At 65.2% G+C, this 14,044-nt stretch carries 11 protein-coding genes; 9 read left to right on the top strand and 2 right to left on the bottom strand.

Features of this window, described 5'->3' with window-relative positions; translation table 11 throughout:
* Positions 1-13 precede the first annotated feature (13 nt).
* Positions 14-589 carry a PEP-CTERM sorting domain-containing protein gene (locus tag NMB41_RS04525; RefSeq protein WP_494381289.1) on the top strand — a complete coding sequence of 192 codons (576 nt, stop codon included), beginning with the start codon at positions 14-16 and terminating at the stop codon, positions 587-589.
* Between the two features lie 42 nt (positions 590-631).
* On the opposite strand, the gene NMB41_RS04520 is transcribed toward NMB41_RS04525, so the two are convergent.
* Together NMB41_RS04520 and NMB41_RS04515 are read right to left on the bottom strand one after the other, a co-directional pair.
* Entirely contained in the window at positions 632-1,336 is a 705-nt protein-coding gene (locus NMB41_RS04520; protein ID WP_494381288.1) for an anti-sigma factor, read from the bottom strand.
* Positions 1,333-1,917 (bottom strand): sigma-70 family RNA polymerase sigma factor, encoded by a 585-nt coding sequence (locus NMB41_RS04515; protein ID WP_494381287.1) that lies wholly within the window; start codon positions 1,915-1,917, stop codon positions 1,333-1,335. The genes NMB41_RS04520 and NMB41_RS04515 overlap by 4 nt, the downstream gene beginning before the upstream one ends.
* Positions 1,918-2,169: 252 nt before the next feature.
* On the opposite strand from NMB41_RS04515, the gene NMB41_RS04510 reads away from it, so the two are divergent.
* The 8 genes from NMB41_RS04510 (at position 2,170) to NMB41_RS04475 (ending at position 13,904) form a co-directional block, all read left to right on the top strand.
* On the top strand, positions 2,170-3,669 hold the full coding sequence (locus NMB41_RS04510) for a DUF4331 domain-containing protein (protein ID WP_494381286.1): 1,500 nt from the start codon (positions 2,170-2,172) through the stop codon (positions 3,667-3,669).
* Positions 3,670-3,683: 14 nt separating this feature from the next.
* On the top strand, positions 3,684-3,950 hold the full coding sequence (locus tag NMB41_RS04505; RefSeq protein ID WP_494381285.1) for a hypothetical protein: 267 nt from the start codon (positions 3,684-3,686) through the stop codon (positions 3,948-3,950).
* 53 nt (positions 3,951-4,003) lie between these two features.
* Positions 4,004-5,176 carry a tetratricopeptide repeat protein gene (locus NMB41_RS04500; RefSeq protein WP_494381284.1) on the top strand — a complete coding sequence of 391 codons (1,173 nt, stop codon included), beginning with the start codon at positions 4,004-4,006 and terminating at the stop codon, positions 5,174-5,176.
* Entirely contained in the window at positions 5,173-6,300 is a 1,128-nt protein-coding gene (locus NMB41_RS04495) for a HupE/UreJ family protein (protein WP_494381283.1), read from the top strand. Before NMB41_RS04500 ends, NMB41_RS04495 begins: the two co-directional genes overlap by 4 nt.
* A gap of 121 nt (positions 6,301-6,421) precedes the next feature.
* Positions 6,422-8,815, top strand: coding sequence for a M1 family metallopeptidase (locus NMB41_RS04490; RefSeq protein ID WP_494381282.1), 2,394 nt, complete (start codon positions 6,422-6,424; stop codon positions 8,813-8,815).
* A 187-nt stretch (positions 8,816-9,002) separates the two neighbouring features.
* Complete coding sequence (locus NMB41_RS04485) at positions 9,003-11,375, top strand: M1 family metallopeptidase (RefSeq protein WP_494381281.1); 2,373 nt, start codon at positions 9,003-9,005, stop codon at positions 11,373-11,375.
* The gene (locus NMB41_RS04480; RefSeq protein ID WP_494381280.1) at positions 11,372-11,863 is read left to right on the top strand and encodes a DUF6702 family protein; all 492 of its coding nucleotides are present in this window, start codon (positions 11,372-11,374) and stop codon (positions 11,861-11,863) included. The genes NMB41_RS04485 and NMB41_RS04480 overlap by 4 nt, the downstream gene beginning before the upstream one ends.
* A 7-nt stretch (positions 11,864-11,870) precedes the next feature.
* Complete coding sequence (locus NMB41_RS04475; protein WP_494381279.1) at positions 11,871-13,904, top strand: TonB-dependent receptor; 2,034 nt, start codon at positions 11,871-11,873, stop codon at positions 13,902-13,904.
* Positions 13,905-14,044: the final 140 nt, after the last annotated feature.

Raw genomic sequence — 14,044 nt, 5'->3', positions numbered from 1 at the left:
ACCGGAGAGCGACATGAAAAAAATATTCGGTGCATTGGCAGCGGCACTGGTGCTGGGCGCAAGCCCGGTCGCCGGCGCGGCTGTCGTCAACTTCGACAATCCCTCCCTCATCGAGATCGATAACGACAGCGGCCGCGCCGTCTACCGCGAAGCCGGCTTCCGGCTCGACGGCGACGCAGCCGGCTTCCTCACCATCGATGGCCTGGGCAGCGCCTTTACAGGCGCGCTGGTCCTGCTCGACGGCAGCACGGTCAGCCTGATGGCCAATAACGGCAGCCTGTTCAGCTTTTCAAGCCTGGCCGCGGGCGCACTCGATCCGCTGGGCGGCGCCTCGTTGAGCATCACCGGCATCTTCGGCGACAGCAGCCAGCGCAACCTGATGCTGGCCCTGGGCGAGCTGGGCGCGTTCACGCCGTCGATGTGGACGGGCTTGAGCGAGCTGCGCTTCGCGGCCAGCGGCGACCTGGTGATCGACGACATCGGGGTCGACGCCGCGGACGTGCCGGAGCCGGGGTCGATCGCGATGCTGCTGCTCGGGATGGGGATGCTCGCGGGTGTACGCAGGCGCGCCGTACGCAAGGCGTCCTGATGGAAGGCGCTGCCGCAAGCCGTCGCGGCAGCGCCTGTCCGATTACAGCACGTGGGCCCAGCTGCCCTTGTAGAGGATCGGGCCGCTCGGCCCATCCGGATTGGTCGAGCCGCCCTTCGGCTCCAAACTGACCGCCAGCACGGCCACGTCGTCGCCGATCGCACCGGCCGGCAGCGCCAGCGTCAGCTCGCGGCTCGCGCCCAATACGCCGAGCGAGCGCGGCTTGCCGTCGCGCGGCACCGCCCACAGCTGCAGCGCCTGCTGCGGAGTGAGCGCCACGCTGGCCACCACCTTCACCGTCATCACACCGCGCGCGCGGTCGGCCGTCACCACCAGGGCCGGCCGCGCCTGTTCGTCCGTCAGGCTGGCGATGTCGCTCGTGCGCGCCGTGTCGGGACGCTCGACCAGCACAGCCGCCAGCAGCACGGCGGCCAGCGCCGACGAGGCCAGGCCGAAGCCGCGCCACAAGCCGAGCGAACCATGGCGCCAGAACTGCCAGGCCGGGGCGGCAGGACGCAGGCCGAGGCGGTTTTCGATCGCGCGCCAGACCTGGCGATCGGGCGCCACCGGCGGCGCGAATTCGGCCATCGCGCCGAGGCGCTCGTTCCACTCGCGGGTAGTGCGGCGCAGGGCCGCATCGCCATGCATCAGGCCTTCGAAGCGGCGCCGCGCGCGTCCACGCAAGGTGCCCAGCACGTATTCGGCGGCGAGGCGCTCGCGCAGGGGTTCGTTATTCCGCAGATTCATGCCGCACCCCGCGCACTGAGGCAGGCATGCAGGCGCGTCAGGCTGCGCCGGATCCAGGTTTTCACGGTACCGAGCGGCAGCGTCAGTTTTGCGGCGACGTCGCTGTGCGAGAGGTCGTGGAAGAAGGCCATGCCGACCACTTCGCGGTGCTTTTCCTCGAGCGCGGCCATGCAGTCGGCCAGCGCCCTGGCCTCGCTGCTCATCTGCAGCTGATCGGCTGGCGTGGCGGAGAGATCGGCGAGCGACGCCAGCGCGTGGCTGTCCATCTCGTCAGCTACGCCTTCATGGCGCGTACGGCGCAAGACGTCGAAGGCGCGGTTGCGCACGATCGTCGTCATCCAGGTCATCGGTGCCGACAGCGTGGTTTCGTAGTCGCCAGCATGGTGCCAGATCGCGGCGAAACTCTCCTGCAGCACTTCTTCCGCCAGTTCGCGCCGGCCAAGAATGCGCAGTGCCAGGCCATACAGCCGTGGCGAACTGGCGTCGTAGAGCGCGCGGAAAGCGGTGCGGTCGCGGTGCGCCGCGCCGTGCAGCCAGGCGCGCAATTGGGCTGGATCGGTGTGTGCCGCTGCCGGGTTCAAGGGAGGTCCTTCATCGAGTTCATGGTCATTCGCGCTAGTGATGTCGCGGAGAAAATACCATATTTGCGCGTTACGCACTGCAAGAAAATATTTTGAATCCGATAAGGTTTTCGCTGCGTATATGTCCATACGGTTCGCTTGCACGTGAACCATTTCCAGTATTCAAACAATCGTGCGACGGACTTGCCTAATACTCAATATCATCAATTTAGCACTGTTACAAATATTACAAACTATTACCCGGAGAGCGAGATGAGACACCTGCAAAACAAGAAATCCCTATTAACTGCGGCAGTACTGACGGCAACGACGCTGATGGCGCTGTCCAGCCCGGCCAGCGCATCGAGCCACCGCGAAGCGCCATTTTTGACGAATGCGCCGAAAGTCGACGGCACCGACTTCTACATGTTCCGCAGCTACGCCCCGGGCCGCGCCGATTATGTGACGATGATCGCCAACTTCACGCCTTTCCAGGATCCGCAGGGTGGCCCGAACTTCTACCAGTTCGACCAGAACGCGATGTACGAGATTCACATCGACAATAACGGCGACGCCAAGGAAGACATCACCTTCCAGATCCGCTTCAAGAACACCTCCAAGCGCACGGCGCTGAACATCGGCGGCAAGCAGGTCCTGATTCCGCTGATCAATTCGTCGACCATCAGCGGCGTGAATCCGGCCTCGCTGAACGTGCGCGAAACCTACACCATCGACATGGTCAAGGGCGACCGCCGCAGCGGCACGCGCACGCGCCTGGCCGCGCCGAACGGCGCCACCGAGTTCGACAAGCCCGTCGACAACATCGGCGACAAGGTCTTCGGCGGCGCCGGCGGCTATGAAACCTACGCCAACCAGCACATCTTCGACATCGCCGTGCCAGGCTGCGGCACCGGCCGCGTGTTCGTCGGCCAGCGCAAGGAGCCGTTCTACATCGCGGTCGGCAAGATCTTCGACCTGTTCAACCTGAACCCGCTCGGCGCTGAAGCGGGCGGCAACAAGAACGACCTGGAAAACAAGAACGTCAGCGCGATCGCCATGGAACTGCCGGCATCCTGCCTGGTCGTCGCCGGCGAGCCGGTCATCGGCGCCTACGCCACGGCCAGCATGCGCCAGGCACGCCTGATCAATCCGAACCCGGCATCGGGCATCAACACCGCGGTGAAGGAAGGCGGCGCCTGGACCCAGGTCTCGCGCCTCGGCATGCCGCTGGTGAACGAAGTCATCATCGGCATGGATGACAAGGACCGCTTCAACACCTCGAAGCCGAAGGACGACGCCCAGTGGGCCAACTACGTGACCAACCCGGTGCTGCCGGCGGTCGTCGAGTCGCTGTTCCCATCGGCCAAGGCGCCCACCAACTTCCCGCGTACCGACCTCGTGACCGCCTTCCTGAAGGGCATTCCGGGCGTGAACCAGCCGAAGAACGTCGTCGCCTCGGAGATGCTGCGCCTGAACACGAGCATCGCACCGACCGCGCAGGCATCGCAAAATCCGCTTGGCGTGGCCGCCGGCGACAACGCGGGCTTCCCGAACGGACGCCGTCCAGCCGACGATATCGTCGACGTCTCGCTGCGTGTGGCGATGGGCGCGCTGTGCGTGCTGACCGGTGCCAATGACGCGCTCGGCGTCGGCTGCAAACCTGCCGACGCACCGGCCGGCGGCCTGTCGCTGACCGACGGCGTGCGCAAGGACGCCAACAGCTTCAAGGCGGCCTTCCCTTACCTCAACACGCCGCTGCCGGGCAACCAGTAAGCGAAGGAGCAGCCATGTCCACCCATCTCCTTTCCCGCTCGCTGCGCGTCGCCGCCGTGTGCTCGGCGCTCGCGCTGAGCGCCTGCGGCGGCAGCAGCAGTACCGTCCACTCGGAACCGCCGCCCGTCGCCGGCACGCCGGCCCCACCCGCGGCGAACGACTCGTTCTTCGCCTATGTGATGGCACGCGTGAACGCCATGCTCGATAACGACGAACCGGAATCGATCGACGGCGTTACCGAGACCAAGCCGGACGACACCGAGCCCCAACCGGTCGGCTGACCGGCATCCACCAGCGCGGGACGGCATGCCGTCCCGCGTTTTTCGGAGTACCCATGTTTGGCAAGATCATCGTCTTGTTTGCCTGCGCCTGCGCCCTGCTTCCCGCAGGCGCGGCGCCCCATATTCCTGCCAGCGGCGCCCAGGTGCTCGAACGCCTGCCCGGTGGCCTCGCTCCCGCACGGCGCGAACTGCAAGGCCTGCGCGCGGCGCAAAGCGCCAAACCGCACGACCTGGACCTGGCCACTACCCTGGCCCAGCGCTACATCGAACAAAGCCGGCGCGATGGCGATCCGCGCTATCTCGGCTATGCCCAGGCGGCCCTCGCCCCCTGGTGGAACCAGCCGCAGCCGCCTTCGGCCGTGCTGGTGCTGCGCGCCACGCTGCGCCAGAGCACCCACCAGTTCGGGGCGGCGCTGCTCGATCTCGACACGGTCTTGACACGCGACAGCGGCAACAGCCAGGCCTGGCTCACGCGTGCCACCGTGCAGACCATCACGGGCGACTTCGCCAACGCGCGCGCCAGCTGCATGCGCCTGTATTCGCGCGCTCCCGAACTGGTAGTGCAGGCTTGCCTGTCGAGCGTGGGCAGCGTCAGCGGCCAGGCCGACGCCAGCTACGAACGCCTGCGCCAGAGCCTTGCGGCCCGTTCGGACGCCAGCCCGGAGATCCGCGCCTGGGTCGAAACCCTGCTGGGCGAGATGGCCGCGCGCCTGGGCCGCCTGAATGCGGCGGAGTCCCATTTCCGCGAAGCCTACAAACTCGATCCGGCCGACAGCTACCTGCTGGGCGCCTATGCCGACTTGCTGATCGACCGGGGCCGGGCGCCGCAAGCAGCCGCGCTCCTGAAGGACAAGACCGCGGCCGACGCACTGCTGCTGCGCTACGCCATTGCATTGAAAGCCACGGGCGCGCCCGGCGCGGCCGAGGCGAGCCGCGAACTGGCGGCGCGCTTCGATGCCGCCCTGCGCCGGCGCGACAACGTGCACCAGCGCGAGCAGGCCCGCTACGAACTCGCGCTGCGCGGCGACGCGATGGCCGCCGTGCGCCTGGCCAAGCTGAACTGGGCGGTGCAGAAGGAACCGGCCGACCTGCGCATCCTGGCCCAAGCCGCCGACGCCAGCCGCGACCCGGAAGCGCGCAGACTCGTACAGGACTGGCTGGCATCGAGCAAAATCGAAGACGCCTCGCTTGCCGCCCTCGTCGCGCGCCTGGCGGGCAAGGCATGATGGCCCGCTATCTGATCCTGCTGGCGCTCTTCTTCGGCCACGCGCTGCCGGCGCAGGCGCACAAGGCGAGCGACAGTTACCTCAGCCTGAAGGTGCAGAACGAGCGCATCGAGGGCCAGTGGGACATCGCCCTGCGCGACCTCGAGATGGCCATCGGCCTGGATGCGAACGGCGACGCGGCGATTACCTGGGACGAAGTGCGCGCTCAGCACGAGGCGATTGCCGCCTATGCGCTGGCGCGCCTGCAGCTCTCGAACGGCGGCCAGGCTTGCCCGCTGCGCGTCACCCAGCACCTGATCGACAGCCATACCGATGGCGCGTACGCGGTGCTGCGCTTGCAGGGCGCCTGCGCGGCGCCGGTCGGCACACTGGATGTGGACTACAACCTCCTGTTCGACATCGATCCGCAGCACAAGGGCCTGCTGCGCCTGACGCATGGCGCGGCCACCAGCAGCGCCATCTTCGCACCCGACGCCCGCCAGCAGGCGCTGCAGGTGGCCACGCCGGCGCGCTGGCGCCAGTTCGCCGACTATGTGCGCCACGGCGTCTGGCATATCTGGATCGGCTTCGACCACATCCTGTTTTTAGTGTCGCTGCTGCTGCCGGCGGTGCTGGTGCGCAGCAAGGGCGCATGGCAGGCACGCGAGACCTTGCGCGCGTCGGTGATCGACGTGCTGAAAATCGTGACCGCCTTCACGCTGGCGCACTCGCTGACCTTGAGCCTGGCCGCACTCGGCGCATTGAGCCTGCCTTCGCGCCTGGTCGAGTCGGCAATCGCCGCCTCGGTGGTGCTGGCCGCGCTGAACAACCTGTGGCCGCTGGTGCACCGCTGGCGCGCATTGGTCGCCTTCGGCTTCGGCCTGATCCACGGCTTCGGTTTTGCCAGCGTGCTGGCCGACCTCGGCTTGCCGCAAGGCGCGCTGGTGCTGTCGCTGGTGGGTTTCAACGTGGGCGTGGAGCTGGGGCAGATGGCGATCGTGCTGGTGTTCCTGCCGCTGGCCTATGCCCTGCGCCACGGCTGGTTCTACCGGCGCGTGGTGCTGGCCGGCGGCTCGGCCCTGATCGCGCTGCTGGCGGTGGTGTGGTTCGCCGAGCGGGCGTTGGACCTGAAGCTGCTGGCATGAGGGGCGCCATGCGTGTTGCATATGCATCATGTATCAGCTTTTTTACACATGCAGCGGCGGCTTGCCCGAAAGATACCTTTAGAATAGTTTCTCCAACTATCTATAAAAATTCAGGGGAAACATGATCCGTTTGCCATTCGCCTTGGCTGCGCTATGCCTTAGCGTGTCCGCTTTCGCGGCCGATCCATTCGACGACAAGTTCCGCCAGCTCGACGAGCTGCTGCCGTCCGGGTCGACCGTCCGCACCGCCTCGGGCGCACCCGGCCAGGCCTACTGGCAGCAGCGCGCGGACTACACGATCCGCGCCACGCTCGACGAAGCGAACCGCTCGATCCGCGGCGCCGAGACGATCACCTACCATAACAACTCCCCCGATACGCTCAGCTATCTGTGGGTGCAGCTCGACCAGAACATCTACAAGCCCAATTCCGACGCGCGCATGTCGGCCACCTCGGTCTCGCGCGAGGCCTGGGCCAAGCCGCGCAGCCCGGAAGAAGGCATGAAGTTCGACGCCCTGCGCACGACCTTCGAAGGCTTGAGCTTCGACGGCGGCTTCAACATCACCAACGTGAAGTCAGGCAGCCGCAAGCTGGCCCACGTGATCAACCGCACGATGATGCGCATCGACCTGCCGCAGCCGCTCAAATCCGGCCAGCGCTTCACGTTCGAGGTCGAGTGGAACTACAAGATCAACGAGCAGAAGGTGCTCGGCGGGCGTTCGGGCTTCGAGAAATTCGACGACAAGAACGACCTGTTCGAAATCGCCCAGTGGTTCCCGCGCATGGCGGCCTACTACGACACCTACGGCTGGCAGCACAAGCAGTTCCTCGGCGCCGGCGAATTCACGCTCGAATTCGGCGACTACGATGTCGAGATCACGGTGCCGTCGGACCACATCGTGGCCTCGACCGGCGTGCTGCAAAATCCGGGCTCGGTGCTGACCAGCGTCCAGCGCGACCGCCTGGCGAAAGCAAAAAATTCGAACAAGCCGGTGATCATCGTCACCCAGGCCGAAGCGGAAGCAGCCGAAAAGGGCCGCGCCACCACCAGCAAGACCTGGCACTTCAAGGCAAAGAACGTGCGCGACTTCGCGTTTGCCTCGAGCCGCAAGTTCATCTGGGATGCCCAGGGCCTCAAAAGCGGCGACACCGACGTGATGGCGATGTCCTACTATCCGAAGGAAGGCAATCCGCTGTGGGAGAAGTATTCGACCCAGGCGATCGTGCACACCATCGAGCAGTACAACAAGTACTCCTTCGACTACCCCTACCCGACCTCGATTTCCGTGAACGGTCCGGTGGGCGGCATGGAATACCCGATGATCACGTTCAATGGTCCGCGTCCGACGAAGGATAAAAAGACCGGCGAGGTGACCTATTCGAAGCGCACCAAGTACGGCCTGATCGGCGTGATCATCCATGAAGTGGGCCACAACTACTTCCCGATGATCGTCAACTCCGACGAGCGCCAGTGGACCTGGATGGACGAAGGCCTGAACTCCTTCGTGCAGACCCTGGCCCAGGAAGCCTGGGAAGAGCAATGGCCGGAGATGCGCGGCGAGCCGCGCCTGATCACCGACTACATGAAGAGCCGCAACCAGGTGCCGATCATGACCAACTCGGAGTCCCTCCTCCAGTTCGGCAACAACGCCTATGCCAAGCCGGCTGCCGCGCTGACCGTGCTGCGCGAAACGGTGCTGGGCCGCGAACTGTTCGACTTCGCCTTCCGCGAATACGCCCAGCGCTGGAAATTCAAGCGCCCGACCCCGGCCGACTTCTTCCGCACGATGGAAGACGCGTCCGGCACGGACCTCGACTGGTTCTGGCGCGGCTGGTTCTACACGACCGATGCGGTGGACGTGAGCGTGGACGGCATCAGCGAGTACACGATCAGCTCGCAGAATCCGGAGACGGAAAAGGCATGGCGCCGCAAGATGAAGGATGCCGAGCCGATGTCGCTGTCCGACCAGCGTAACAAAGGCATGCCGCGCCGCGTCGATGCGCATCCCGAGCTGAAGGATTTCTATAACGAGCACGACGACTTCACGGTCACGAATGCGGATCGCAACAAGTTCAACGAAGGCCAGGAGAAGCTCGAGGACTGGGAAAAGGCCTTGCTCAGTTCGGGCAAGCACCTGTACCTGGTCGACTTCACGAATGTCGGCGGCCTGGTGACGCCGCTGGTGCTGGAGATCACCCTGGCCAGCGGCAAGAAGTACATCGAGCGCATCCCGGCGGAAGTGTGGCGCTATTCGTCGAAGAAGATCACGAAACTGATCGTCACCGACGAGCCGATGACGAGCCTGACCCAGGATCCGTTCTGGGAAACCGCCGACATCGACCAGAGCAACAACGCCTGGCCGCGCAAGCTGACCCCATCGCGCCTTGAGCTGTTCAAGACCGAACGTGGCGGCAATGACCTGATGAAGGACTTCAATACCAAGTTGAAGACGAAGGAAGACAAGGCAGCCACGAAGGAAGAGCCGAAGAAGGAAACAGTGCCGACGGTGCAGTAAGGCTGTTGTAGGGTGGGCACTCCGTGCCCACGCGGTACGGCGGCTACATACCCACTGACTTCGGTCACGCCGCGACTGCCCTACCGGTGGGACCGCGTGGGCACAAGTGCCCACCCTACGCCCTTCGATCAAGCCGGCGGTCGCGCATCCTGCGCGACTGCCGGTTTCTACATTTAACACGCAAGACATGCACATGAAATTCCTCGCCCGCCTCGCTGCACTGACCCTGGCCCTGTCCACCGGCGCCCACGCCGCCGACAAGTTCGATGACAAGTTCCGCCAGCTCGACGAGCTGCTGCCGACACCCGGCGCCACCCGCAGCGCATCCGGCGCGCCGGGTCACGCCTACTGGCAGCAGCGCGCCGACTACACGCTGCGCGCGACGCTCGACGAAGCCAAACGCGCCATCACGGGCGCGGGCACCATCACCTACCACAACAATTCGCCCGACACCCTCTCCTACCTGTGGGTGCAGCTGGACCAGAACATGTTCCGCGGCGACTCGGACAACCGCAATATCTCGACCATCCCCTCGCGCGAGGCCTGGCAAAAGGGCGGGCCGGAAGGTGTGAAGTTCGACGCGGTGCGCTTCGCGTTCGAGAGCCGCACTTTCGAGGGCGGCTTCCAGCTCAAGAGCATCAAGACGGCGGACGGCCGCCCCCTGCGCCACGTGATCAACAAGACGATGATGCGGGTCGACCTGCCGCAGCCCCTGAAACCGGGCCAGCGCTTCGCCTTCGCGCTCGAATGGAGCTTCAACATTCCCGAGGCCAGCGTGCTGGGCCGGCGCATGGGCTACGAGCGCTTCGACAAGGAAGACAAGAACGACCTCTTCGAAATCGCCCAGTGGTTCCCGCGCATGGCGGCCTATTACGACATCGCCGGCTGGCAGAACAAGCAGTACCTGGGCGACGGCGAATTCACCCTCGAATTCGGCGACTACGACGTCGCCATCACGGTCCCGGGCGACCACATCGTCGCCTCCACGGGCGAGCTGCAGAACCCGGGCGAGGTCCTGAGCAGCGTCCAGCGCGAGCGCCTGGCGAAAGCACGCACGGCGAACAAGCCGGTGATCATCGTCACCCAGGCGGAGGCGGAAAAGGCCGAGAAGACGCGCGCCGGCACCATGAAAACCTGGCGATTCAAGGCGAAGAACGTGCGCGACTTCGCGTTTGCCTCGAGCCGCAAGTTCATCTGGGATGCCCAGGGAATGAAGAGCGGCGACACCACCGTCATGGCGATGTCCTACTACCCGAAGGAAGGCAATCCGCTGTGGGAGAAGTATTCCACGCAAGCGATCGTCCATACCATCGAGCAGTACAGCAAGTACTCCTTCGACTATCCCTACCCGACCGCCATTTCCGTGAACGGCCCGATCGGCGGCATGGAATACCCGATGATCTCGTTCAACGGCCCGCGCCCGACAAAGGATAAAAAGACCGGCGCCTTGACCTATTCGAAGTCGACCAAGTATGGCTTGATCAGCGTGATCATCCACGAGGTCGGCCACAACTACTATCCGATGATCGTCAACTCGGACGAGCGCCAGTGGACCTGGATGGACGAAGGCCTCAATTCCTTCCTCCAGTTCCTGGCCGAGGAAGCATGGGAAGAGAACTACCCGGCCCGCCGCGGCGAGCCGCGCGACATCACCGACTACATGAAGAGCCGCAACCAGACACCGGTCATGACCAATTCGGAGTCGGTGCTGCAGCGCGGCCCGAATGCCTACGCCAAGCCGGCCACCGCCCTGAACATCCTGCGCGAAACGGTGCTGGGCCGCGAGCTGTTCGACTTCGCCTTCAAGGAATATGGCCGCCGCTGGAAGTTCAAGCGCCCGACCCCGGCCGACCTGTTCCGCACGATGGAGGACGCATCGGGCACGGACCTCGACTGGTTCTGGCGCGGCTGGTTCTACACGACCGATGCGGTGGACGTGAGCGTGGACGGCATCAGCGCGTACACGATCAGCTCGCAGAATCCGGAGACGGAGAAAGCATGGCGCCGCAAGCTGCGCGAGGCCGAGCCGATGTCGCTGTCCGAGCAGCGCAATCAAGGCATGCCGCGCCGCGTCGACGCGCACCCGGAGCTGAAGGATTTCTACAACGCGCACGATGACTTCACGGTGACGAACGCCGACCGCAACAAATACCAGGAAACCCAGGACAAGCTGGAAGACTGGGAGAAGGCGCTGCTTGCCTCGGGCAAGCACCTGTACCTGGTCGACTTCACGAATGTCGGCGGCCTGGTGACGCCGCTGGTACTGGAGATCACGCTTGCCAGCGGCAAGAAGTATGTCGAGCGCATCCCGGCGGAAGTCTGGCGCTACTCGCCGAAGAAGATCACGAAGCTGATCGTCACCGACGAGCCGATGATGGCAATCACCCAGGATCCGTTCTGGGAAACCGCCGACATCGACCAGAACAACAACGCCTGGCCACGCAAGCTGACGCCGTCGCGCCTGGAACTGTTCAAGACCGAGCGCGGTGGCAGCGACATGATGAAGGACTTCAATGCGCCCTTGAAGAAGCCTGAAGCTGGTCCAAAGGCGGTCCCATGATGCGCGGCTTGCGCGCCTTCTGCGCCGTCCTGCTGCTGCTCGGCAGCGCCATGGCTTCGGCCCACCGCTTCCATGCGGGGATCACCGACCTGTCGTTCAATGCCCGCAGCGGAAACACCGAGATCGTGCACACCTACATGGCGCACGACGTCGAGGCCTTGCTGGTGAACCTGTACGGGCGCCAGTTCGACCTGACCGATGAAGAGGACCAGGACGTGCTGCGCAAGTATGTCGAGAGCCGCTTCCAGGTGCTCGGCAAGGACAAGGCGCCCCTGCCGCTACGCTGGGTCGGCATGACGGCCGATCCGGAAAAGGTGACCGTGTTCCAGGAAATCGAGCAGACACCGCTGTGGATGGCGGGCGCCATTGTCGACAAGGTGCTGATCGACTTCATTCCGGATCAGGTCAATACCGTCAACCTCAACGAAGGCAATGCCGTGCGCACGCTGACGTTTGATCGCAACAACCAGGAGCAGCCGACGCGCTGAACACACCATGCCCATGATCCGTCCCCTCCCCTGCGCGCTCGCCGCGCTGTTCGCCAGCTCCTGCGTGCATGCCGACGAACTCGTGCTGCAACGCGTGCTGGTCGAAGGCGCGCGCCTGTCCCAGCTCGGGATCGCCGATTCGGCCAATGCCGGCACCGTCGGCCAGAAGGAACTGGCGGCGCGCACGATTTACCGTCCCGGCGAGATGCTGGAGGCCATGCCGGGCCTGATCGCCAGCCAGCACAGCGGCGAGGGCAAAGCCAACCAGTTCTACCTGCGCGGCTTCAATCTCGACCATGGCACCGACCTGGCCACCTGGGTCGACGGCATGCCGGTCAACCAGCGCAGCCATGCGCATGGCCAGGGCTGGACCGACGTGAACTTCCTGATCCCGGAACTGGTTGGACGCCTCGACTACCGCAAGGGGCCGTATTCCGCGCTCGATGGCGACTTTTCCTCGGCCGGCAGCGCCGAGGTCAGCTACGCAAACCGCCTGGTGAAAGACATCGCCAGCGTCACGCTGGGCCAGGACGGTTTTGCGCGCGCCATCCTGGCGGGGTCTCCGGAGCTCGCGGGCGGCACCCTGCTCTACGCGCTTGAAACGATGAACAACGACGGCCCGTGGACCCGGCCCGACGACTACCGCAAGCGCAACGGCATGCTGCGCTACAGCCGCGGCTACGCCAACAACGGCTGGAGCGTGACGGCGATGGCCTACCGGGGTAGCTGGAACGCGACCGACCAGATCCCGCTGCGTGCGGTCGAGGACGGATCGCTGGGCCGCTTCGACGCGGTCGACGGCACGGACGGCGGCAGTGCGCGCCGTTACAGCCTGTCCGGCATCTGGCGCCAGACCGGCGCGGAGTCGGCCTCGAAACTGAGCGCCTATGTGATCCGCAACCAGCTCGAGCTGTTCTCGAATTTTACTTATTTCATGAACGACCCGGTCAATGGCGACCAGTTCGCCCAGCCGGACCGGCGCGTGACCAGTGGCCTCGATGCCATCCACACCTTGCACCTGCACCGCGGCGAAACGATGGCGTCCGACCTGACGGTGGGCGCGCGGCTCCAGAACGACAACATCTTCAACGGCTTGTACGACACCCGCGCGCGCGAACGGCTGGCGACCACGCGCGAAGACCATATCGTCGAGACCAGCGGCGCCGTGTTCATCGAAAGCGCGACGCGCTGGAGCGATATGTGGCGCAGTGTGCTTGGCGTGCGGGCCGACCGCTTCGATTTCGACGTGCGCAGCGACCTCGCTGCCAATACGGGCCGCGCGCACGATACGCAAGTGAGCCCGTCGTTCAGCCTGATCTTCGCACCGCTGGCCTCGACCGAGTTCTACCTGAACTACGGCCACGGCTTCCACAGCAACGACGCGCGCGGCACGGTGGCGGCCTTCGATCCGAAAACGCGCGATCCGCTCGAGCGCGCGCCCGGCCTGGCGCGCTCGCGCGGCGTGGAGCTGGGCCTGCGGACCGAGGCGATTGCGAAGATGCAGACGGCTGTCTCGCTGTACCGGCTCGACATCGACTCCGAGCTCACCTACATCGGCGACGCCGGCACGACTGAAGCCGGGGACGCCAGCCGCCGCACCGGCATCGAGTTCTCGAACTACTGGCGGCCCCTGAAATGGCTGGCCTTCGATGTCGATGCCGCGTATGCGCGGGCCCGCTCGCGCAACGGCGATCGAATTCCCGGCGCCGTGGAAGGCGTGGGCCAGCTCGCCCTCACCGTCGATAAAGTAGGGCCGTGGTCGGGCGCGCTGCGCCTGCGCTATTTCGGCCCGCGTCCGCTCATCGAAGACAACAGCGTGCGCTCGCAGGCCAGCACCACGCTCAACGGGCGTATCGGCTATAAAGTCGGCAGGGACCTGCAGCTGGAACTGGAAGCCTTCAACCTGGCTAACCGGCGCGCGTCGGCGATCGACTACTACTACGCCTCGCAGCTGGCCGGGGAGCCGGCGCCGCGCGAGGACATCCATTTTCACCCGATCGAACCGCGCACGCTGCGCCTGACGCTCACCAAAACCTGGTAAGAGCCTACCCCAGCAGCCCGGAGTCGCTGCTGGCGCGCCTGGCAAGCGCGGGCTGCGTTGCTCGTTCGTTGCATGGCCAGCCATGCGGCCTCCTCGCGCCTTGCCCGCGCTTGCCAGTCATCGCCATCAGCTTCCCCCGG

The organism is Massilia sp. FBCC-B171, assembly GCF_059134155.1.
The sequence above is the reverse complement of the archived record's forward strand: the minus strand, read 5'-3'. Positions and strand labels throughout refer to the sequence as shown.

Coding starts and splice junctions, on each gene's coding strand:
- NMB41_RS04525 (WP_494381289.1), top strand. CDS start 14: ATGAAAAAAATATTCGGTGCATTGGCAGCGGCACTGGTGCTGGGCGCA.
- NMB41_RS04520 (WP_494381288.1), bottom strand. CDS start 1,336: ATGAATCTGCGGAATAACGAACCCCTGCGCGAGCGCCTCGCCGCCGAA.
- NMB41_RS04510 (WP_494381286.1), top strand. CDS start 2,170: ATGAGACACCTGCAAAACAAGAAATCCCTATTAACTGCGGCAGTACTG.
- NMB41_RS04505 (WP_494381285.1), top strand. CDS start 3,684: ATGTCCACCCATCTCCTTTCCCGCTCGCTGCGCGTCGCCGCCGTGTGC.
- NMB41_RS04500 (WP_494381284.1), top strand. CDS start 4,004: ATGTTTGGCAAGATCATCGTCTTGTTTGCCTGCGCCTGCGCCCTGCTT.
- NMB41_RS04495 (WP_494381283.1), top strand. CDS start 5,173: ATGATGGCCCGCTATCTGATCCTGCTGGCGCTCTTCTTCGGCCACGCG.
- NMB41_RS04490 (WP_494381282.1), top strand. CDS start 6,422: ATGATCCGTTTGCCATTCGCCTTGGCTGCGCTATGCCTTAGCGTGTCC.
- NMB41_RS04485 (WP_494381281.1), top strand. CDS start 9,003: ATGCACATGAAATTCCTCGCCCGCCTCGCTGCACTGACCCTGGCCCTG.
- NMB41_RS04480 (WP_494381280.1), top strand. CDS start 11,372: ATGATGCGCGGCTTGCGCGCCTTCTGCGCCGTCCTGCTGCTGCTCGGC.
- NMB41_RS04475 (WP_494381279.1), top strand. CDS start 11,871: ATGCCCATGATCCGTCCCCTCCCCTGCGCGCTCGCCGCGCTGTTCGCC.